The organism is Azospirillum thermophilum, from assembly GCF_003130795.1.
In the GTDB taxonomy this organism is placed as follows: Bacteria; Pseudomonadota; Alphaproteobacteria; order Azospirillales; family Azospirillaceae; genus Azospirillum; species Azospirillum thermophilum.
Genome location: NZ_CP029358.1, coordinates 55,550 through 77,350 on the forward strand (window position 1 = coordinate 55,550; position 21,801 = coordinate 77,350).

The window sequence follows — 21,801 nt, forward strand, 5'->3', positions numbered from 1 at the left end:
ACCGGTTCCCGAAGCGTGGCAAGGCGGATCGCGGCGTCATCGCATCGCCTTCGCCCCCATGACCTCGGCCACGCGCTCGAGGCCGGCGTCGTCGTTCACCGGGATGCCATCGCCGGTCGCCACGGTCTGCCGCACCCGTCCCTGCGCCTGCTGCACCACGTGCCACGCCTCGGACGTCGGCCGCGCGTCGGCGCGCCGCTGCATCGCATGGTCGGTCATCGGCTGTCCTCCTCGGGCTGGGCGGCGGGCGTCCGGGTCAGCCAGAAGGGCGTGCCGCCCGACTGGTCCGCCCGCACGCTGTCGTCGTCGTAGGCGACACCGTCGAGCACGGTGTCCGCGGTGATCGTCTGCACAAGGCAGTAGCCGCGTCCGGGGATGTCCGGGACGGTGCTGCCGGAGCGCCAGAAATACAGCATCCGCGTCGTGGCGAGCTGCTCGCCGGTCAGGCCGCAGTTGGCGCCGACATACAGGCCGGCGCCGTAGCCGGCGGCGGTCACGGTGCCGAACCAGGTGTTGCAGTAATCGACGACCTGGTCGGCCGGCGTGCCTGCGGCCACGCCTTCCAGGTCGAGCCACAGGGTCATGCCGGACGGCAGGCCGATCCGGCGCGCGTTGATCGCCGCGTACAGGCCGTTCCGGCGGCCGAGCGCCCCGCTGGGCGTCCAGCCGGCCGGCGCCACGTGCTGCACGGCCATCAGCGCCAACCCGGCCTGCAGGATGTCCTCGGCCTCGGCGGTCGTCAGGTCGCCGCTCGCCTGCACCGCGTCGCGCGTCAGATAGCGTATGGCGAACTGGAATCCGGCCGCGGCGAAGGCCTGTGCGGTGCCGGCGGTGAGCGCCGTGTCGGTGTCGAACCCCGTCGCGCCCGGAGGTGCCGCGACCACCCGGCCCGCCAGCGACGCGGAGCGGCGGTCGGAAGCGGCCGGGGTCGGTTCCGGTGTCGCCGGTGGCCGGTCCGGCGCGGCGGTGTCCGGGGCCGGCGAACGCCAGAATTGCCACCAGCGGCGTTTCCGGGTCCCCTTCGGTGTCGGTGTCGGTGTCGGTGTCGGTGTCGGTGTCGGTGTCGGTGTCGGTGTCGGTGCCAGTGCCGGTATCGGTGCCTGCGTCGGGGATGGGGGCGGCACGGGCATCGGGATCGGGGGTGGCGTCGGGCCTGGAGTTGGCGCCGGGGGCTGCGTCGGAAGGGGCGCCGGAGTCGGGGAGGGCGCCGGGGGCGCCGGTGTCGGCGTCGGTGTCGGCGTCGGTGTCGGAGTGTGTGCTGGCGGCGCCGGTGCCGGCGACGGTTGCGGTGGCGCGGGGCGGTGCGACGCCTTGTCCAGGAAATGCGCCAGCCGCCGGCTCGCTTCCGTCCGGCGCGCCGGAGTGCCGGAGCGCAACGCCTCGGCCCAGGCGCTGTGGAGCTTGTGGAACCGGCGCAAGCGGTGGTGCCCGAGGAACAGGCAGTCGAGCACGATGTGGGCCGGAACATTCGTGCGCAGAATGGCCTCGGCGCCGCTGCGCCAGCCGGCGGCCCGGCGCTCGTCCTCATGGACGGCCAGCACGGCGCTGACGCGGAAGCTGAAACCGGCCCCGTCATCCCGGTGCGCCTGGCGTCCAAGTTCCTGTCCGCCGTCACCGTCGCGCGCAGGCTCGTCGAGCGCGTAGCGCAGCAGCGTCCATTCGACGATGGTGAGCTGCGAGCGATGGCCTCCGGCGGCGCGGATCAGCCGGTGGGCGGCCCCGATCGCCTCGACGACCCCGGGATGTTCGCCGAGCAGCCACCACGCCCCGCCGGCGTCCTGGCAGGTCAGGCAGACCGGGCCATGGCGATGCAGCAGCCCGACGCGGTAACGCCCTGCATCGGCCAGCGCCGGCCACAGCGCAGCGGCGACGCGCCGGCCGACCAGTGGCGGGACGCCCTCCGGCTCCTCGTCGTCGCCGTCGCCGCCGACGACCGGCAGGAACGTGCGCTCCACCGCCGCCGCCTCGGTCTCCATCAGGCGGCGCCCGAAATCGGCGTCGTCCGGATCGGTGACCGTCCGCGGTCCGTCGGTTCCCAGCGACGCCCGGAGCATCGCCAGCTCGATGCGGGCGCGGACCTCCAGCCCGGCGGTCTCGTCGCCCGGCCGGGACCGCTGGTAGTCGGCGCCGCGTCCACGGTTGCGCGTGGCACGCACGGTACGGGCGAGCAGCGCACGCTTCGCGTCCAGCAGTGCCGCCGTCGGCGACGCGCCGGAGCAGCAGGCCGCGTGGGCGGGCGCCGCCAGCGATTCCCCGTAGAGCGACAGCAGCAGGTCCAGAACATCCGACTGCCGGGCGGCCACCGGGTCGTCCGCCGCGACGATCCGCGCCAGGCCGGCCTCGTAGCCGGCGCCCAGCAACGGCTTCGCGTCCGGCACGATGGTCGCCAGCGACTGGTAGGCGTAGGTGGCATCCCCTCCCGCCTCGACCGAGAACAGCCGGCGCAGGAAGGCAAGCTGGCTGAAGTAGTTGGCCATGAGCTGGTCGAAGACCATCAGATAGCCCTTGAGCTGCTTGACGCTGCCGCGCCGGACCGCGGTCGCGTTGGACGGCAGTCCGTAGCCGCCGATTCCGTACACCTGCGGGAACTGGTCCTGCACCGAGTTGTAGGCCGCCGGGTTCCACCGCCGTCCCCGGGGTGGCGCGTAATGGCCGGCGTATTCGGGCCACAGGTCGTAGGTGCGCCGCTGCGCCGCCCACAGCCGGTCGAGCCGCCGGCGGACCTTGCCGGGATTCGGATGGCACGGCATGGTGCCGCGCCACAGCCGGATGGGAAAGGCATCGTCCCCCGGCGTGTCGGCCAGCCACAGCACGCGGCCGTCGGGCACCGCGATCACGTCGCCGGATGCGAAGGCCCTCGGGGCGCCCTCCACCCGTACCGACAGGCCGGAGACCGACAGCACGCCCGCCGTCTCGGCGGTCACCTGCAGCAGCTCGTCGACCGGAACCACGGCCGGGAAGGGCGTCAGCTGGTCGGCGCCGATGAAGCCGCGCAGCATCAGCGGGCCGGTGAAGATCTCCGACGTCGTCCGCCCGGCGGCGCGCTGCGCGTCCAGGGACTCGCGCTCGGGCTCCGGCGCCAGGTGCAGTCCGAGGGCGAACAGCAGCCGCGCCATCACGGCGCTTGGGTCGGCCTCCCCGTCGAGCTGCACGTCGGCCTCCACCACGGTGGGCAGCGGCTTCAGGATGGCGATGCTCTCGACATCCTCGCACAGGGCGCGGTGAGCGGCGTAGGTGGCCCGCGCGCGGCGCAGGATGGCGTGCAGGCGGGCGTTGCCGCCGGCACAGCACGGGTCCTGCGCGGGCACCAGCAGCGTGATCCGGTAGAGGCCGGAGACACCCTTCGTGCCGTCCGGCGGGCACGGCGTGAACCAGGCGTTGCCGACGCCCGGCACCCGGTCGATGATCAGCCGGCGCAGGTCGGCGACGGTGACGGGGTTCACCGGCATGATGGCGCGCGCCGGGTAGAGGGCGTGGCGCCACAGCGACAGCGTGCCGGTGTCCGGCGCGCCGAGCAGGTCGGCCACCGGGGCGTCGGCGCGGAACGACAGCTCGGTCAGCGCGTAGCAGAGCTGCTCGAGGATGGTGACGCCGGGGTCCGAGTAGTTGTAGTCGGTCCAGATCCGGCCCGACATCGCCTGCACCAGCCGCGTGCCTTCGGCGCGCAGCTCCGTGTAGCTGAGGCCTGAAGCGTCCGGCAGGGCGCGCGGTATGGTGCCGGTGTCGCGGCTCCTGGTCGGGCGGCTCATGGCCGGCCCTCGGCCGCTGCGAGGCGGCGGCGCGCGGGCGACGGTGCCGTCTCGCCGCTCAGGGCGTGCTCCGTCGCCGAGGTCAGGTAGCACCAGCCGGGGGTCTTCGGCGGCGGGTCGGGGGCGTAGTCGAACGACAGGATGCCCAGCACGTAGGGCCGGTTCCGGATGAAGTGCGCGACCGCGTCGGCCGTGTAGTAGTCGCTCGGCCGCGGCGCCGGCGCCGGATCCGGCCACGGCGACAGGAAGCGGACCAGCTCGTCGTTCAGGCGCCGGGCGCTGGCCTCGGCGGTGTCGTCGTCGCTGAACACCAGCTTGGCCGTCACCTTCATGCGCTGGTAAGGCGGGCTGGTGACGCTGAGCCGGATGAAGGGGCTGATGCGTGCCGCCAGCATGTCGCGGATCCGGCCGAGCGTGGCGGAGTCGCAGGCCGGCATGCTCGGGTCGGCAATGCCCGGGGTGGTCGGTCCCGGCACCGCGACGACCCAGACCCGGCCGGGTGCCGGCGTTCCGTCGCCATCGGAGGCCGGAACCACGGCGGCTTGCCACAGCGCCGGAAACTCCGACAGGGCGAGCCGCGCATAATCCCAGGACTGGATGCCGAAGCCCTTGTGGCGCAGCCGCTCCGCCATCCACATCTCGAAGCTCCGGTCCGTTGCCTCCGGCCGGCCGCCGAAGGACGGCAGGGGCTGTGCGACGGTGGCGACGCCGGGCAGCGGGTCGGCCCCGGCGGTGATCGTGCCGGCCTTCAGGGGGGTGCCCAGTGACGGCGCGCCGCCGGGTCCGCTCCAGCTCGCGGTGGCGGCGTTCGCGACGAGGTCGGCCAGCAGCGGGAAGGCGTCCGGATCGGCGGCCACGGAGGCACGCAGCCACAGCTTGGGAGCGGAACCGGGCACCGGCGCGGTGGGTGCGGCGTCGGCCGGCATGTCCGGCAGTTCGAAGGTGACGATCCCCGAGTTGCGCAGCCCGTTGGTGCCGTCGCGCAGCGGAGTCAGCGGCGTCCAGGCTCCGCCCGTCCCCTGCGACCAGGTGACCGGCGGTACCGCCTCCGGCCAGCCGGCCCGGCTGGGCGCCAGGGTGAACAGCAGCGCGAGCTCGGTGATCGGCTCCGCCAGTTCGATCCGGAGCTCGCCCGCCGCCGCAATCGGGGCCAGCAGCGGCACCGCTTTGCCCGGCGGCCAGTCCACCGCCGCGACCTCGTCGAACGGCATCAGGTGGAAGTAGCGGCTGGCCTGATCGCCGGGCAGCGCGCTGGCGGCGTCGTAGGAAACGCTCAGGCTCGCCATCTGCGGCAGCCAGGGCTGGTTGGGAAAGCCGTTCTGCGGCTGGCCCTGCATGCAGCGCTCCAGGCAGCCGTTCGCGCGGCCCGTTTCGGCGGCCTGCAGGTCGGCCTGCGTCTTCTGCACCGCGGCGGCCATCGTCTGGCGCGCCTCCGCCGTCGGCTGCCCCTGCGCCGTCTCCGCGGTCGCGGCCAGCATGCCGCCGTCGGCGGCCATCGTCCGCGCCAGCCCCAGATCCGGCTGCGCGCCGGGGCCGAGGGCGGCACCGTTGCCGGCGATCCAGGCGGAGAGCCGGCCGAGCGTCGCCGTGGCATCGGGCGCCGGAGCGGTGGAACGGCGCTTGCCGGTCTTGTCCTCCGCCGGCTGGTTGAGCGCGGCCGACAGGCTGCTCCGCCAGTCGGCCTGCCGGGCGGGCGGAGCGCCGCTGTTCGAGATCGCATCCTGGGCGGCGGTCACACCGGTGGCGGCCATCTGCGGCAGCAGGGATTGCAGCGCCGTCGCCACGTCCTGCTGGACGGTCTTGTCGGGGGCCTGCCCGACGGTGGCAAGCAGCGAGTCCAGCATCGCCGCCAGCGACAGGCCGGGGCGGCTGCATCTCTGGGCACATGCCGCCGCCGCCGCGGTCAGCTCGACCGAAGCGGCCATGGTGTTGGCGGCGTAGAGCGTGTTGCCGAACGCGTAGTCCGGCGCCGTCAGGGCGAGGCGCAGGACGCTGGACGCGGGGTCGTAGTAGGTGGGCGGGGTCGCGGGAGCGAGGGCGGGCGCCGTCAGCGTCGTCGCCGGCACCAGCCGGCCTTGCGGGGCGGGCGCGGGGTCCTGCGCGCCGGCGTCGCCGGATCCGGTGTCGTCGGATCCGGTGCCGTCGGCCGTCCGGTCATCCGCCACCGTGCGGAACAGGTAGTCCGGCGCGCTCTGGGTCTGGGTCTTGTCCGGGGTCTTGTCCTGGCCGATCGTCCACAGACCGGGGTTCACCACCGTCAGGGAGGCCCGGAACGACCGGTTGTCGAAGAGCTTGCCGGGCGGCTGCTTCACCCCGTCGGCATCGATGACGTAGGCGTAGTAGTAGCCGTAGAAGCCGGTCGAGGCGACCGGCAGACCGTACCAGCCGATCCGCATCGAAAGATGGCCGAGCGTCTTGACGAAAAGCTCTTGTGCGGCGACGTCCAACGCGGCGCCCTGCACCGGCGGCGAACCGAAGGGCGGGAACGGCTGCGAGGCGGAGGCGGCGCCGTTCGGCGTCGTCAGAGTCAGGTCGGTGAGACCGTCCACCGTCACGCCGATCGACAGTCCGGACAGCGCGAGCCCGCTCAGCACGCCGTAGGGGTACAGCGTCACCGATGACGGCGGCTGGCCGACCGTCACCAGCTCCTGGACCAGGTCCCCGGCCAGAACCGGCAGCCCGTCGTCGGACGCCGCGCCAGGGGGCGGTGGGGTGCTCTCGGCCTCCGGCGGGCGCGCCGGCGCGACGAAGGGGGCGGCGTCGGCGGCCAGCGAGAAGGACAGCGTGAAGGCCCCCGTGGCGTCGGCCGGCGGCTGCACCGCATATCCCTTGACGGGCGCCCAGCCGCCGGTGGTGGTGTAGCGCAGCGTGAAGCCGGCGTTCAGGACCAGCGCGAGGGCGTCCAGCGGATCGTCGCAAAGCGGCTCCAGCACCGCGATGGCGGCGTCCAGCGTGGCCTGCGTGAAGGTCAGGCCGAGGGTCACGGTCCGCCCGCCGCCGGTCAGCATCAGGGTCGGGCTGGCCAGCGCGAAGCCGAGGCTGGCGGTGGTGGTGTCCAGCGTGCTGCCGGGGGCCGTCCGTTCCGCGCCGAACAGGGGAAACGGCCTGGCGATCAGCGGCGGCTGGTCGGACAGCGCGGCGACGCCGCTCAGCACCTGATCCGCCGGCGGCATGGCGGAGCGGTCCGCCGCGGGCTGGAGCGGCGTCCGCGTCACGCCCAGCGTCCGCAGGCCGGTTACGGCGGTGTTGCCCACGGACACGGCCTGGTCGAGCGTGTACCGGATGGCCGTGCCGTTCGCGTCGGTGCCCGCCGGGAAGACGGTGCCCTTGGGCACGGAGGTCAGGGTGACGCCCTTGGCCGGGGAGAATGCCAGGTATACCTGGTCGGGGCTGCCGACGCGGCTGTGCTGGCGCAGCACCTGCTCGTCGTAGAAGCGCACCAGCCGCGACGGGAAATCGTTGACGGTATCCTGGGCGTGGCGGAACAGCGTGACGAACGCGTTGTAGAGCGCCGCCTGGGGCGCGTGGCCGTCCGCCTGCATCGCGTCCTGGAACCGGGCGGAGTCGGTGGCGCGATCCTGCTCGATCACGCTCAGCAACGCCTCGGCCAGGTCGCCGAGAACCTCCGCCAGTTCGCCGTCCCAGCCCCTGGCCGTTCCGCTCCAGGCGCGGCGCAGTCCATGCTCCACGGCGTTGCCGCCGAGATGCGCGATCAGCCGCCGGGCCGGATCGGCGAGCTGGCCACGGTGCCGCGACGCGATGGCGGCGCCGAGCGTGCTTTCGACGGAGCTGGAGTCGGCGTCGGCCTCGACCAGCCGGACCAGCCGCAGCACGGCGGCGATCAGCGCGTCGGCGGCCCGCCGTTGCGCGTCGAGGCTGGAGGCGCTGCGCAGGACGGCGGTCAGCCGGTCGAACTCGGCCTCGACGTTCCGGATGTCCAGCCCGAGCTTCATGGCGAGCGCGATGCCGGGGTTGCCCGAGAAGAATTCCGACCAGTCGCCGTCCGGCAGGTCGGCCAGATCGTAGAACCGGATCAGCCGCCCGTACTCCACGGCGAAGTTGAGGAGCTGCGGCAGCGTGCGCCCGTCGACCTTCACCCGCCGTGGCGCCGGCGCCGCCAGCAGACGGTCGCTCTGGCTGGTCGCCAGATCGTTCAGGACGAGCATGTCGGCGCGGGCGATCATCGCTCGGTCCTCACAGATCCGGTGGCGGCAGCGTCGCCTCGGTCAGGTAGAAGGGATAGACCAGGTTGCTGCGCACGTTGGTGCTGCGGACCACGAAATCGATGAGGATGGCGACGCGGCCCTCCAGCGGCGCCTCCTCCTGCACCGAGATCGAGCGGACGTCGATGCGCGGCTCCCAGTCGATGATCGCCTTCGTCAGGTCCGACTTGATCTCGTTGATCAGCGTTTCGGTGAGGCTGTCGAACACCCGGTAGCGCAGGTTGGTGCCGTAGGTGGCGAGCATGATCCGCTCGCCCAGGCTGGTGGACAGCAGCACCCACAGGCATTCCTTGATGTTCCGCACGTCGCTGCTCATCACGACCGTGGCGCTGTGCCGGTTGAAGATCGGCGGGAAGCTCCAGCCGGTCCCGAGGAAGTCCGGCTCCGCGCCGCCGGCCCCGGTGTCGTCGGCCCCGGTGTCGTCGGCCATGCCTCATCCTCCGATCAGCACGGTGGGACAGCCGAGCACGACTGTGCCGCCGTGCGCCGTGCTGTCGCCCACGCGCGCCGCCGGCCGGCCGCCGATCAGCACGGTGGCCGAGCCCTTGACGATGGTGTCGGGCGGGCCGACGCAGACGCACAGGTCGCCGACGCAGGCGGCGGGCATGCCGCCGATCAGCACGGTGGGCGTTCCGGGACCGGTGACGGGACCGCCGACATGTGGAATGGGCGGCACGCCCGGCGTCTGCATCGGGCAGCTGTGCATGTCGGACAGGCGGGCGGCGGGCGGCATGCCGGGAACCTCCGTTGGTCGGCGCTCAGTTGATCTTCACCAGGGCGCCCTGGATCTGGACCATGGCGGCCGAGGTCAGCTTGGCCTCGGCCGAACCCTGCGCGGCGAAGGTGGTGTCGGCGTCGGCCTTGATCTGCAGTCCGGAGACGGACACGTTGGCGTTGGCCTTCAGCGACAGGTTGCCCTGCGCCGTGACCGCGATGTTGCCCTTGGCCGTCAGCGTCATGTCGGCGGCGCTGCTGGCGGTGATGCCGCCCGGCGCCAGGGTGACCGAGTTGCCGTTCAGGTCCTTCACCGTGATCGTCTTGGCGTCGTCGTCCAGCCGGACGCTGTGGCCGCCGGGCGTGGTGATCGCCACCGCCTTGGTCTCCTCGAAGAAGTCGATGCGCAGCTTCGAACGGGTGACGATGCTCTTCTGGTTGTTCTTGGCGTCCGGCGTCACGGGCGGCGGGTTCTTCTTGCTGTAGAGGCTGCCGACGATGACCGGGAAGCGCGGGTCGCCGTTCATGAAGGCGACCACCACCTCGTCGCCCACCTCGGGGTAGAACTCGGCGCCGATGCCGTTCGACGCGTAGAAGCTGCCCAGCCGGGCCCAGACGCCGGAGGCGCCCGCCTGCAGCAGCGGCAGCTGCACCTGCACGCGGAACTCGCCGTCGGGGTCGCCGGAGGTCTTCAGCACCAGGCCGGTCTGCAGGTTGGAGACCGGCGGAAGCTGGCCGGAGGCGCCGGGGGCGGCGAGCTGCGGCGCGGTGGCGGCGAACCACAGCGGCGACAGGCCGAGCTCGACGCTGGTCAGCCACAGCCCGTCCGCCACCCGGTGGTGCAGGCCGGAAACGTAGCCGTTGCCGTTGAAGCGGTCGCCCAGCCCGGCCAGCGTCACCATGGCGCCGGGCGTAACCAGCGCGCTGCCCTGGAAGCGCACGCTGCCGCGGATTTTGCTGAGCCGCGCCTTCAGCAGCTCCGCCGAGGACCATTCGGTGAGGTCGGCCTGCTGCAGCGTGCCCGCGGACTGCTGCGTGTACCGGCCGATGCCGAAGACCTTCGCGAGCTGGTCGGAGGACAGGTTGCCGGGCGTCGTCACGTCGGCGCTCGCCTGGCCCGACGCGGCGACCTGCTGCGTCGCCGGATCCCAGGAGAAGCTCTTGATCGCCGAGGCGGTATACGGGGTGGAGGCGTCCATCTCGGCGCGGAAATCCAGGATGGACTCGCCGTAGGCCAGCGTCAGCACCGGTGCCTTGGCGGTGTCGGGGGCGGCCACCGTCACGGTGCCCCCCGCGGCGCTCACCACCATGCCGTTGAGCTGCGCGCGCGTCAGCATCAGGTCCCAGTCCGAGCAGTAGTACTGCACGATGACCGGCTGCACCGTGCCGGTCGCGCTGACCTTGGCGGTCAGGCCGGACTGGCCGATCAGCGTCTGGATCAGCTGGCTGTCCGTCACCCGCTCGAAGACTGCGTTGCGCCGGGCCAGCGTCATGGCCATCGCCTTGTCGGTCGCCTCGACCACCAGCCGGGACGAGCCGTTCTGCGTCACCTCCAGCCCCTGCCGGTAGACGATGCCGGAGAAGACCAGCGCCACGTCCTGGTCGTAGCCCAGCGAGATCTCCAGCGCGGCACCGGGGATGAGCGCCTCCGACTCGCTGATCGGGAAGGTCTGCGCCGCGGGATCGCCGTCGGAAATGACCAGCCGCGCCTTGGGCAGCTTGTTCACGTCGGCCCACACGTCGATCGACACCACCTGGAAGGAGCTGTCCAGCGGCTTGCCTCCGGCGGTGATCGTCCAGGATACGAGCGCGCCGGCCAGTTGCACGGGGGAGGGGGCGGTCATGCGGCGGGTCCGGCGAGTGGTGGGAACAGGATCTGCGTGCCAGGCTGCAGCCGGCGGAAATCGGGCAGGTCGTTGTAGGCCGCGACGCTGATGTAGTAGCGGCTGTCGCCGTAGATCCGATGGCACAGCAGCGGCAGCGTGTCGCCGGCGACCACGGTGACCAGATGGGTCATGTCGGGTGACTCCAACTTCGCCTTCTTTGCGAGCTGCACCTCGTTGGTGAAGGCCAGGAAGGTCACCGACATCTTGGCGCGGATCGGGGTGCCGTCGGGCTTGAACAGCGAATAGACGGTGTTCATCTGGCTCAGCACGCCCTGGAACTGGAGCTGCGCCCAGGAGACCTTGGCGTAGTTCGGCCGGTGCGTCGAGCCGTTGGTCGTTCCGACCAGGGCCCGGAACCGGTTGATCAGCCCGGCGACGCCGTCGGACGGCAGCGGCGTGCCCGGAACCGGCGGCGGGATCACGCCGGTGGTGTCGAAGACCAGTTCGAACGAGATGCTTTCCGGCCCGACCCGGTTGAACTCGGGCGACGGACCGGGAGCGCCGGGCGCCTGACGGTCGGTGTAGAGGATCGAGTAGTCGTGCTTGTAGGTGCCAGGGTTGATCCAGGCGGTGAAGGGCTTGCCGACCGGCGTGTTGTAGTTGGAGTCCCTGTAGGCGGTGACGACCAACCGTTCCAGGCTGCCGGGCATCTCAGCGCGCCTCGTTCATCTGCAAGGTGCGCAGCACCTCCCGCACGCACAGATCGACGATCTGCGCCTTCTCCGCCGGGGCCAGCGCGCCGGGCGGCGCACCGGCGCCGGTGCCGCTGACGCCGCCCGAGACGTCCTGAACCACGATGCGGACGCCGATCTCGCTGATCTCCAGGGACATGCTGCACTCCTCCAGTCGGACCGGTACCGCCCCGCTCACCTGCCGCCGATCAGGGAGGAGACCCGCCCGACCATGCTGGCGGCCTCGTTCTTCGGCATGCGCGTGACGTAGGCGTAGGAGAACTCGAGCACCTCGGTCAGGTACTCGTTCTTCATCGAATCGAACGGGCCGGTCACCCAGCGCACCGGCCAGGCCTGCGCCACGTTCCAGGCGACCAGCGGAGCCCGGTCGGCGCCGAGCAGCATCACCACCAGCGTCTGCGTCAGGATCGCCTGGTTCAGCGTCGAGCCGACCGTCTGGGCCGCCCATTCGGACAGAAACGACGGCTGCGTCACGTAACCGCGACGCAGCACGAGGTTCGGGTATCTGGTGACACCCGGCAGCCGGTGGACGAAACGGTTCTCGCCGCCTTCGGTCACCGTCTCGGTCTCGACCGTGGCGTCCAGGCCGGAAACCTCCTGGAAGCTGCCGTCGACCGCGCTCGCCGACTGCAGGGACGCACCGGAACCCGCCACCGAGACGCTGAAGGAGAACCCCGGCGGCGGGCAGTAGACGTCGACGCCCATTACGGAGCCGAGACGGTCATGGTTTCGAAGGCGATGTCGACGCTCTCCACCGCCACCTCGTTGCCCTCCGATTTCAGGTCGGTGCCGGTGACCTTGATCGGAAAGGCGTTGTTGAGGGTCCAGACCATCTTCGGCGCGCCGGTCTCGTCCAGCAGGTTCACCACCACCGTGACACGGGCGATGGTGTTCATCTTGATCTGGTTGAACCAGTTCCACAGCGACGCATCGTTGACGAAGATGCCCTTGCGCATCGTCACGTTGCCGACCTTGCCGAGGCCGGGCATCTTGATCGGGTAGAAGCTCTTGCTGTCGCCGTGCCGATACTCGATCGGCGTCACTTCGGTCTCCAGCCCGGTCACCTCCTGGAAGCTGACCGGGCCGCCCGGCAGGCCGGTGACCGAGAAGTAGAATTTTGGCAACGGCCAAGTGGAGTTCTGCTTTTCGCCTGCCATCGTCGTCTCCTAAATCGGAATGCCTTGTGCCGCGGCGATCACACGCCCTGCATCGTCTGGGTGAAGGTCAGCTCGATGAACTCGGCCGGATGGATGAGCTGGACGGACACGTTGACGATCATGTAGCCGTTGAGCACGTCGAGGCCGGTCATGGTGTTGGGAACGCCGCACTGGACGGTGAAGGCGTCGCTCGCCTTGTCGCCCATCAGCCCGCCGGCCTGCCAGAACTGCGTCAGGAAGTTCGAGATGGTCGCGGTCACGGTCGCCCAGGTGCCGGCGTCGTTGGGCGCGAAGACGAACCCGGCCAGCGTCTCCTTGATCGACTGTTCGATGTAGATCAGCGTGCGCCGCACCTGGATGTAGCGGTAGTCCAGGCTGTTGCCGTCCAGTGTCCGGGCCCCCCACACCACCGTGCCGCGGTTGACCATGGCGCGCAGGATGTCGATGGCGTGGCCGTTCAGCGGCACGTTGTAGTCGCCCTGCTCGGCGTCGGTCAGCAGCACCTTCGGCGCGATGACCTCGTTGAGCACGAGGTTCGCCGGGGCGTTCCAGACGCCGCGCGTCGCGTCGTTCTGCGTCCAGATGCCGGCCATGATGCCGCTGGGCGGCGCCACGTTCAGCTTGCTCACCAGGATCTGCTGCACCTGCCCGAGCAGCGGCACGGCGTTGAGCAGATACTGCTCGAGGGAGGCGACGCCCTCCGGCGTGGCCGGCGTCGGCACGCTCGGGTCCGGCAGGGACACCAGGTATCCGCTCACCACGCCGGTGCGCGTCGACGTTCCCGAGACCGGGGGAGTGGGAGTGGGAGTGGGGGTCGGCGTCGGCGTGGGTTCGGGGTTGTCCGTCGGCGCCGGCGTCGGAGTGGGGGTCGGAGTGGGGGTGGGGGTTCCCGCCGGGAACGCCGCCGCGATCCGCATCGTCACCTTGTTGAAGGTGTCGGTCGGGGCGAACGTCCCGTTGGGGTTCTTGGTGGCGTAAAGGTCGAGGGCCTGCGTGGTCAGCAGGTTGTTCATCACCAGCGAGCTGCTGGCGGATCCCTGCAGGTTGGTGTAGTCGACGTCGCTCACCCCAGTACCGAGGACTCGACGGCCGGGCCGTAGGCGGCGCCATAGCTGATATAGGGCTGGGCCGGCGCGATCGCCGTGTAGAACGCGTCGGCCTGAAGGGCCATGGCGTTCTTGCTCCAGGTCGCCGGATTGACGGCGCCCGGCATGTCGAGGATCGCGACACGGTCCTGCAGGGTGCTCGACTGGCGGAGCATCTCGACGGCGACGGCGCCATAGTCGGTGTCGGGCAGCAGGCAGGCGTCGGGGATCACCAGCATCGTCGCCCCGCGCGTGTCCTGGGCGACAGTCAGGCCGTTCAGCAGATCCTGCTTGGAAATCGTGGTCGCCGTATCGTTCGGCGTCGGCTCGACGCTTTGCTTGCCCCAGTAGTTGTTGACCGAGATGACGAAGCAGGAGCCGCCGCCGTTCGCGAAGAACAACTGCATCGCCATGTAGAGGTTGAAGCGCGGAACGATGGTGCCGCTGTTTCCCCTGACCCCCACCAGGTATTTCGACGCCGCGATGGTCTGGCTCCCGACGGTCGTGCCGGTTGAACTGGGCGCTTCGAAGTCGTAGTCGGTGCCCGCCGCCGGGGGCGTCGGCGTCGGCGTCGGGGTGGGTGTCGGCGTCGGTGTCGGGGTGGGGGTGGGCGTCGGTGTCGGTGTCGGAGCCGACGTCAGGTCGCTGACGATGTACTGTGTGTTGTAGCCCTTGCCGAAGTAACTGCGGTAGTCCGCCATGGAATTGAGCTGGATCGCCTGCATGAAGACCTGCTTCTTGCTGGACGGATCCACGGCCGTCTCGGTATAGCCGATGAAGATCGGCACCGCCGTCGCCACCCCGACGATACTCGGCGGGAAGGAGGTGAATTCTGTAACGTAGACACCCGGTGTCTTGCGGTTCTTCTGAAGGGTGGTCACTGCCATGGCGCCTTATCCTTCCGCGCTGGAGCTTGAGGAGGCGGCCTTGGCCGCCGGTTCAGACGTAGACGAAAATTTCCGACAGGCCGTCTGTGGCCGGGCTGCGGGAGACCTGACCGTCGGACAGGGAGCCGCCGGATTGGCCGGTGTCCGGTGCCGGCCAGACCGGTGACGGCGGGGCGACCGGCAGCCGGCTGACCAGGATGTCGTTCACGTGATGATTCGAATCGCGCCGCTGGCCGGTCAGGCGGAACTTCTGCGGCGATTTCTGGCGCAGGGGCAGCGCATCCTGCGCCTCGAACAGGATCGCCGATGCGCCGTCGGGCAGCCGGACCGGGTGGCTGTGCTGCCGGAAGCTCGTGCCCTTCCCGACGGCGGTCATGTCCTTGATGCTCAGGTGCTCGAGGTCGCCGGCGGGATCCTGCGACACGACGTAATACTGCCAGTAGGTCGACCGCGCGTCGAACGGCAGGCGGTAGACCGGCGGTTTCGCCGGCAGGGTGACCGGCCCGGAACCGGTCAGCGGCGGCAGCGGATAGACGCCGCCCGCCTCCGGCGTCGGCCGGGTGAAGAGGAAGTCCAGGACGCCCATGGTCAGCGGACGCGTCGGCACATACAGCACGGAGCGCGGATAGTCGCCGGTCCGGACCGGCTGATGAAGGGCCCCCCGGATGTCGATCGTGTAGAAGCCGTGCGTGAACTGGCCAAGGTCGATGGTGATCTGGCGGTCGCCGGTTCCGCCTCTGTGGCCGATTCGATAGCGGTGGACGATGGTTCCGGAAATGTCGGCGAGCGTGACGATGCGGGCATCGGGCGGAACCGTCAGCGACAGCTCGGCTCCGACCACCGGGTAGAGCGCGCCGGCGTCCATGAAGGAGCCCGGCGGCAGGACGGCCGTTTCGCCTTCGACGTGCGCGCTCATGTTGTTGCCGTAGAGATTGACCGCGGTCGGCTTGGTGTCGATCGGCAGTGCCGTGATCCCGATGAACAGCGGGTTGTCCATGGTCATCAGGAAGGTCAGTCGGGACCAGTATTCGGGCAGCCCCGCGCCGTCCCGCGCCTGACGGCGCAGGTAGTCGGCCAGGCCGGCGACGGCGGACCGCTGAACGAGGACGCTGAAGCCCGTTCGTTCCGCCTTGAACAGCAGTCCGAGCGACGTCATCAGTTTTGCCGTCGCGCCATCCGGCGCGAAGCAGAGGTCGCGGCAAAGGCCGGCCTCCTGCGTGTAATAGGTGTGCGTCACCACCACGCTGAACAGCCGTTCGAAGGTATTCGCGCTGCTGCCCGGTGTGTACCGGAAGGATCTGTGCGGGTTGGAACCGGCCGCCCCGCTCATGGCCGGGCCGCCGCATCGGGGGATTCGGCGATGGAGCCGCCCTTGGCGGGGTAGGTCCGGCTCTGCATGGCCGGCGCGGCGAAGGGCAGCATGCGCAGCTTGTAGAACACGGCCGGCAGGTACTTCGTGCCCAGCATGCCCATGATGTAGTTGACTTCGACCGGACCCAGGCTTTCGAGTTCCATGGTGATCTTCTCGATGTCCGCCCCGAGGTCGGGCGCGTTGGCCTGACTGAACCAGGGGTTCTGCTGGAAGTACGAGATCACGCGTGAGATCGCGCCGAGGCCGTCGGAATAGGTCTGGGCCGAGAAGTTGGCCATGAACATCAGATGGACGTCGATGTAGATCGGCGGCTGGACGATGGCGAAGGACTCTCCGCCCGGCTTGGCAGGCGTGTAGGTGCTGATCACGGTCTCTTTCGTGATGTTGTACACCGTCATCACGACCTTATCCTTTGCGGAATCGTTTATGCTTCCGTCGTGACCAACAATATTGGTGAGCGCGACCCAGTCGTCGCTGCGCCCATCAATATTACGAAGATATTCGTTTATAAGCTGATGAATCACCTTGAGCGTTTGGCGAATCGTATCCATGTCATGATCTACTCATATGCAATCGGTTTTGGTCAATACCGAAAGCAATATTCAACATTAAATAATAAATACTACGGTATGTGACTCTATTTCAGGGCGTCCGGGGCATGCGCGGGTGTGTTGCCGAGCATCCGGCGCCGCGGACGGTCACAGCGCGCCGACCAGCTTGTCGAGCCAGCCTTGCGAGTGACTGACCGGCCAGACGGTCCAGCGCGTCGGTGGCCGTGCCGACAGGAAGCCTCGTGAAATCACGATCTCGGGCGAGTCGCCCGCCACCAGCGCGCGCAGTTCCGGACCGTCCGCATCGGAGCGATGGATCTCCGCGCCGTGATCGTCGTGGAAGCCGACGTACCAGAACTGCGGGTCCGCCAGCGCCGCAGCGGGCAGGTCGGCGCGCTTCAGAACGATGCGCAGGTCCCACCGCCGCGCCGCCGTCGACTCGCTTGCCGGGTGGCACCGCGGGGGTTCCTCTCCGCGCAGGGCGGCGGGGTGCGCGACGCGCTGCCGGAAATCCAGCCCGGCGTAGGCCTCGTACCCGGCGAAGGAACGGACCGTGCCGCAGCCGAACGGGCCGACGTCCGGCTGCGACAGGAACCGCGAGACCCTGGTCCGGCTGGACCGATCCCGAAGGTGCCAGGGCTCCGGCACGCCGCGCTCGGCCACGTGGTCATCCCAATGCTTGGTCCTGTAGAGTCGGGAGTATTCGTGCCACAGCACGTGCTCCGAAGGGTGGAACAGCTCGTAACCGTGGGTGAAGGCCCGAATGGCCAGCGTGATCTCCTCGCCGATGAAGTAGAGCGACGGGTCGTAAGGAACGTCGCGCACGAAGGATCCCGGGGCGAACAGGAAGTGCCCGGACAGGAAGCGGGCACGCCGGGGGCCGCGCGCCCGCTCCGCCGGGGCGATCGCGTGCGAGCGGAACAGCGGAATCCCGTCCTCGTCGAAACGGTCGAACTCCATCTGCATCGGTTCGGCCGGCTGCCGCGCGCCGGCGATGGGGTCGTAGGCCGCCACGTAGGTGCTCAGCACCGGCTTGGACGTGCCGCAGAGCGCCGCCTGCGCCAGCAGCACCGCGTCCCAATGCGGCGCGAAGCGATGGTGGGAGTCGATCTGCAGGAAGAAGTCCTCGCCGTTCCACAGCCTCATGATCTCGGCGCGTGCCCAGCAGGCTCCGGCGCTCTCGCGCCAGGGGACGGCGATCACCCGGAAGCGCGGATCGGAAAACTCGGGCAGCGGCTGTTCGTCGTCGCCATGCTGCCAGCAAATGCCGAAGCGCAGCGCCAGGGGGTCGCGCGCCTGCGCAAGGCAGTCGCGGATGGTGGGCGCCAGTTCCGAGTCACGATAGGCGGCGATCGAAATGAAGATCGTCATATGGCCGGCACGGAGTGTGGAACGGGAGCGGTGGAGGCCGAGCCCGCCGCAGGGGGAAGCAGCCGTCAAGGCTTATCATGGCGGTCAAGGACACACAACGTCATCGGAATCCACACGAAGGTGTTCATAAGTAAATTACGTCGTGTTCCATCAATTTTCCGGAGTATGAAAACGAAACTCCCGCGGTCTCGCCAATCAAAATGCTCGCTGTATCATCGACGAGAGGGCGGTTGCCCGTTCCGAGTCATCATGAGCCCGGACGGTTCCTGAAATTTGTGCGGTGGCGGGTGCGAAGACCAGCATGGCCGCCGCATTGATTTCGCGTCCCCTTATGGCGACGCGCATGGGAATCTGTTAGCGTGTCACACCGATGAGAATGGCAGAGACCGGAGAGAGCGGATGTCGTCAGTCACCCGAACGACCACCCGCCATCAGGAGCAGGGGCTCCGGTCCGTGGCGGCGGATTCGACCGGCGGCATGGCTCAGGCCGTTCATCCGCCACGTGCCGACACGACGGCGCTGGCAGAGGCATTCAATCGAAGCTCGCGGGTCGCGCAACTGCACGCGGTGTCGGCCGAGGCCAACGGACAGGCGGTGGTGCAGCGCTTGGTTCGCGTGAGTGGAGCGGCACGCAGCGACAGCCTGCCGCCGGTCGCGCAACCGCGGACCCGGACCTTGGCAGGGCGGGAGGCCGTCTCTTCCGCCTTGACCGATAGCCGACAGACCGACGGGAACCGGGGCCTGCAAACCACCGGTCCCCGTAGCCGGACCTTCAGGCTCCCGCCCCTCGGGCGGTCCGGCACGACCACCGAAGGGCGGGGGCGGACCGGCCAGACGGACGGGCGCCCTGACCGGCAAGATCAGCTGGTGGAGCGTCGGGGGGAGCAGGCGGAAATTGCCGGCCAAATCCCCCCCATGTCCAGCGAGAGTCGCACGCGGGTCGGGTTCGAGGTCGAAATTGCCAGATCCTACCTGGTCCCAAACACAACTCCCGAAGATCTCGAGCCGGTGATCAACCGTACATTGGCAACCTGTTCGGTCAATGGGCGAGAGATTCTCCAAATGCTGGTCGATGACCCGCGCCAGGAACAGGGCGGAACGCGCGTACAGATCGAATTCCGTACCCCGCCTTTGGAATTCGCGGCTATCACTCCGCAATTGAACCGCTTGGTGCGCGAAGCCATCCACTCCTTTCCGATCGGGATCTTCCAAGCGCCGCAGGAGTCGCGACATCACGGCACTCCGCAAGCCCCACTCCGGTCTGCGTCCCTACCCCGGGGACGGAGCGGGACACCTGCACGAGAGGTCGCGCCTGTTCTGACCTGGACCCCAAGCGAGACGCTGCGAAGCCCGCGCGTTCAGGCCCTTATGCATTGCGCAACGACCTCTTCGCGGCTTTCGACCAATCAGGTGCAGGATCTTGCCCAGCACGCCACGACCTCGATCGAGATCGATGCCTTTTCGCGCATCAGCAGGGCGCGGCAGGCCCTGCTGTTCATGCACGGCTCGGGAGTGACCAGCGCCCAAGGATTGGTCGATCGCTTGGCCGCCCGTACTTCGGCTGCCGGCGGTGACCGAATCGATACCTCGACCCGTGGACGCAACAGAGAGCGCGTCACGGTCAAGACTCCGATCGAATCGCTGATCGCCGCGGATTCGCGCTTGGCGGTCCCCGACGAGCAGGCAATCGCCGGGCGGCGCGGCACCCAGGTGGCAAACGCCGTGACAGTCGGCGGGGGAACCCGCTTTTCCCTGGGCGATATCCGAACCGTGGCTGGCCAGATTCGTCGCAATGGTGCTTTTCCGACCATGCAGGGCCAAAGCCTTGATCCGAACAATCCGGATGCGGCGCAGGGATTCCGCGCCGTCGCCGAGAAGCTTCAACCGCCGCTGCGCGACGCCAGCTCCGGCCGGCCGCGGGTGCTGGTCGAACATCGAAGCGGCGGTTTGCAGAGTGCAGTGAATGCAGCCCTGCTCGGCAACAGCAGACTGTTGGCAGCGATCAGGGACGCGGCACGAGCCATGGATCGGACACGGCGTCCGCGGCCGAGTTTGGTGACGTCGCGAACCGGCCGATCCTCCGCCGGCACAGGCGGCACAGGCGGCACAGGCGGCACAGGCCGCAATGACGCTCAGGACCGGATGGAGCAGACCGAGCGTGCGGTCTCGGAGGACCATCGCGGCACGACCGGCAATGCCGGCACGAGCCGGACGCGCGGCAGCGGCGGGGCGGGAGCTCCGGCCTGGCAGGCTCCCCTGCATCCGCTCAATCTTGCCGATCTGGTCGTGCACGCTGGTGAGGGGATCGCGTGGGCGGGTGGCCATGGCACCTACAGCCCCGAGTTCGAAGAGTTCCGCGATCATCCAGATGAGGCATTCGCCAGGGTGATCGCGCTCGGCCTGGCGCCGGGAGCGGCATTGGCCCTGCGCCAGCAAGTGACCGGAGCGATGCGGGCGGCCGGAATCCTGGACGCCGGCGGGGAGGTCATCAACGCCGGCTATGTCGAGGCGCAACAGCAGCAGGACATATTCGCCCATGTCGGTGGCGGTCTCGGTGACCAGCTCTGGGCCCTGCTGCGGTACGCCAGGGCAATCGGGCTTTAGCAGGCCGATTGAGAAACAGGGCAGGCGCGGCCAGGTTGTGAGGCGGCGGAGCAGGCGGCGGGCCGCCGATAGACCGACCGCCAGGGTGCGAAGTCCTTTAGCAACATGCGCTACGAGCGGACATCAGTCGATCGACACCCCCCGCACCCCCGCACGGCAAACCCCTCCCGAAAGATATTCGGATGGAAGGGTCTCGCGGCCGGGAACGTTTACATTTCGGAAAGCAGTCGGCGCGACAGTCTGTCCTGCGCCTTTGGTCTCGGTCGCCCGACCCGCGACAGGCCCTAGGTCATAAGACGGATTGCAGTGCCTCCGCCTATCGCATAGAAACTGTACGCAAGACGTACAAACGGATGGTGTCGATCATGAACCTGCATGCTCTGGCCAACACGATGGTGCAGACCACGCTCGCCGTCGAGAAGACCGCCGCCGGTCTTCCCAATGCCGACGAAACCGACCTCGCGCGCCGCCTGATGACCGAGCCGGACGTCGTCTGGCACATCTGCGAGACCTATGCGCGGACCGCCAGCGTCGCGATGGAGCAGCTTCCCATCAGCCAGCTCCGCGGCCTGATCAGCGAAATCTTCCTGGCGAAGCTGCCGGCCTACGACTGATCCCCCCGGCCGGCCCCCGCGATCGGGCCGGGCCGGCCGCGCACAGGACCCGGGGCGCGCTCAGCGCGCGCCGTGGCGAAGCGGCAGGATGTTGTTCTCCACCGCGCGCTCGGCGGTCGGATGGACCTTCTTGAGCTGCACGATGAAGCGCTCGGCGCCATTCTCCATCACCGCGATGGCGGTCAGGCCATGCGCCCAGTCGCTGGGCACAAGGTGGATCTCCTTGATCTTTGCGGTGCCGGCGGTGAGTTCCGCACCGTCGAGGACCACGTCCCCGATACGGAATCCCAGATAGGCGTCGATCTTCATGCTGGCGGGCGTCCGTTTTCCGTTGCGGGCAGCCGGCCCGCCGGACGGCGCTTGTACACCGCCGGCGGTACCGGGACCACCCATCATGACACAGATGGGCCCGCGCGGCAGGCTTTCCCATAGCCGCCCGCCGGCGTCCCTCCCGATGCCCCTTCTTTGACCCGCCGTCGCCGCGGGAGTCAGGGGCCGTCCGGCGGCAGGGGCGCGCCGAGCCTCAGCAGGTTGCCGTCCGGGTCGATGTGGGCGAATTCGCGCAGGCCATAGGGCGTGTCGGCCGGCGCGGTCAGGCGGCCACCGGCGCCGGCCGCCAGCCATGCCGCATGCAGCGCGTCGGCGTCGCTGACATAGAGATAACAGGCCGAAACCGAACTCGCCGGGTCGAGGTCGGGAACGCGCGCCAGATGCAGGGACACGCCGCCCCAGGAGAGGAACCCGTAGTCGGGATCGGCGGCCGTGTCGTCATAGGCGCTCGCCTCGAAGCCGAGACGCCGGTAGTGGGCGAGCGCCGCCTGCAGGTCCCGCACCGGCAACACCGGGGCCACCTGCTCCATCCGCACCGCCATCCCGCCCGCCTCCGCATTTTCCAC

General features: G+C 69.4%; 19 protein-coding genes. 2 read left to right on the top strand and 17 right to left on the bottom strand.

Going from position 1 to position 21,801, the window contains the following annotated elements; genetic code table 11:
* Positions 1-36 precede the first annotated feature (36 nt).
* From DEW08_RS28040 to DEW08_RS28115, 15 genes are all read right to left on the bottom strand, one after another.
* Positions 37-219, bottom strand: a complete 183-nt coding sequence (locus tag DEW08_RS28040; RefSeq protein WP_109333608.1) for a hypothetical protein — start codon at positions 217-219, stop codon at positions 37-39.
* Entirely contained in the window at positions 216-3,749 is a 3,534-nt protein-coding gene (locus tag DEW08_RS28045; RefSeq protein ID WP_109333610.1) for a glycoside hydrolase domain-containing protein, read from the bottom strand. The genes DEW08_RS28040 and DEW08_RS28045 overlap by 4 nt, the downstream gene beginning before the upstream one ends.
* Positions 3,746-7,933, bottom strand: a complete 4,188-nt coding sequence (locus DEW08_RS28050; protein ID WP_109333612.1) for a baseplate J/gp47 family protein — start codon at positions 7,931-7,933, stop codon at positions 3,746-3,748. Before DEW08_RS28050 ends, DEW08_RS28045 begins: the two co-directional genes overlap by 4 nt.
* Positions 7,934-7,943: 10 nt before the next feature.
* Positions 7,944-8,402, bottom strand: coding sequence for a GPW/gp25 family protein (locus DEW08_RS28055; protein ID WP_109333614.1), 459 nt, complete (start codon positions 8,400-8,402; stop codon positions 7,944-7,946).
* A gap of 3 nt (positions 8,403-8,405) precedes the next feature.
* Entirely contained in the window at positions 8,406-8,705 is a 300-nt protein-coding gene (locus DEW08_RS28060; RefSeq protein ID WP_109333616.1) for a PAAR domain-containing protein, read from the bottom strand.
* Between the two features lie 25 nt (positions 8,706-8,730).
* Entirely contained in the window at positions 8,731-10,530 is a 1,800-nt protein-coding gene (gene vgrG, locus DEW08_RS28065; protein ID WP_109333618.1) for a type VI secretion system tip protein VgrG, read from the bottom strand.
* Entirely contained in the window at positions 10,527-11,222 is a 696-nt protein-coding gene (locus DEW08_RS28070; RefSeq protein WP_109333620.1) for a LysM peptidoglycan-binding domain-containing protein, read from the bottom strand. The genes vgrG and DEW08_RS28070 overlap by 4 nt, the downstream gene beginning before the upstream one ends.
* 1 nt (position 11,223) lies before the next feature.
* On the bottom strand, positions 11,224-11,403 hold the full coding sequence (locus DEW08_RS28075; RefSeq protein ID WP_109333622.1) for a DUF5908 family protein: 180 nt from the start codon (positions 11,401-11,403) through the stop codon (positions 11,224-11,226).
* A 35-nt stretch (positions 11,404-11,438) separates the two neighbouring features.
* Positions 11,439-11,969 (bottom strand): phage tail protein, encoded by a 531-nt coding sequence (locus tag DEW08_RS28080; protein WP_109333624.1) that lies wholly within the window; start codon positions 11,967-11,969, stop codon positions 11,439-11,441.
* A complete protein-coding gene (locus DEW08_RS28085) occupies positions 11,969-12,421 on the bottom strand; it encodes a phage tail protein (protein ID WP_109333626.1) in 453 nt (150 codons plus the stop codon). The genes DEW08_RS28080 and DEW08_RS28085 overlap by 1 nt, the downstream gene beginning before the upstream one ends.
* 38 nt (positions 12,422-12,459) lie before the next feature.
* Positions 12,460-13,488 carry a phage tail sheath family protein gene (locus DEW08_RS28090; RefSeq protein WP_168220545.1) on the bottom strand — a complete coding sequence of 343 codons (1,029 nt, stop codon included), beginning with the start codon at positions 13,486-13,488 and terminating at the stop codon, positions 12,460-12,462.
* Positions 13,485-14,393, bottom strand: a complete 909-nt coding sequence (locus tag DEW08_RS31600; RefSeq protein ID WP_181449497.1) for a hypothetical protein — start codon at positions 14,391-14,393, stop codon at positions 13,485-13,487. The genes DEW08_RS28090 and DEW08_RS31600 overlap by 4 nt, the downstream gene beginning before the upstream one ends.
* A 52-nt stretch (positions 14,394-14,445) precedes the next feature.
* Positions 14,446-15,723, bottom strand: coding sequence for a hypothetical protein (locus tag DEW08_RS28105; protein ID WP_109333632.1), 1,278 nt, complete (start codon positions 15,721-15,723; stop codon positions 14,446-14,448).
* The gene (locus DEW08_RS28110; RefSeq protein WP_109333634.1) at positions 15,720-16,316 is read right to left on the bottom strand and encodes a Pvc16 family protein; all 597 of its coding nucleotides are present in this window, start codon (positions 16,314-16,316) and stop codon (positions 15,720-15,722) included. Before DEW08_RS28110 ends, DEW08_RS28105 begins: the two co-directional genes overlap by 4 nt.
* 147 nt (positions 16,317-16,463) lie before the next feature.
* On the bottom strand, positions 16,464-17,687 hold the full coding sequence (locus DEW08_RS28115; protein ID WP_109333636.1) for a GlcNAc-transferase family protein: 1,224 nt from the start codon (positions 17,685-17,687) through the stop codon (positions 16,464-16,466).
* Positions 17,688-18,086: 399 nt separating this feature from the next.
* On the opposite strand from DEW08_RS28115, the gene DEW08_RS30870 reads away from it, so the two are divergent.
* On the top strand, positions 18,087-20,291 hold the full coding sequence (locus tag DEW08_RS30870) for a hypothetical protein (RefSeq protein WP_146214781.1): 2,205 nt from the start codon (positions 18,087-18,089) through the stop codon (positions 20,289-20,291).
* Positions 20,292-20,656: 365 nt separating this feature from the next.
* Positions 20,657-20,905: a hypothetical protein gene (locus DEW08_RS28125; RefSeq protein WP_109334135.1), complete on the top strand. Its 249-nt coding sequence runs from the start codon at positions 20,657-20,659 to the stop codon at positions 20,903-20,905.
* A gap of 60 nt (positions 20,906-20,965) precedes the next feature.
* Here the strand turns inward: DEW08_RS28125 and DEW08_RS28130 are convergent, their stop codons facing one another.
* Positions 20,966-21,214 (bottom strand): hypothetical protein, encoded by a 249-nt coding sequence (locus tag DEW08_RS28130; RefSeq protein ID WP_109333640.1) that lies wholly within the window; start codon positions 21,212-21,214, stop codon positions 20,966-20,968.
* A gap of 179 nt (positions 21,215-21,393) precedes the next feature.
* Positions 21,394-21,777, bottom strand: coding sequence for a bleomycin resistance protein (locus DEW08_RS28135; RefSeq protein WP_109333642.1), 384 nt, complete (start codon positions 21,775-21,777; stop codon positions 21,394-21,396).
* Between the last annotated feature and the right edge of the window lie 24 nt (positions 21,778-21,801).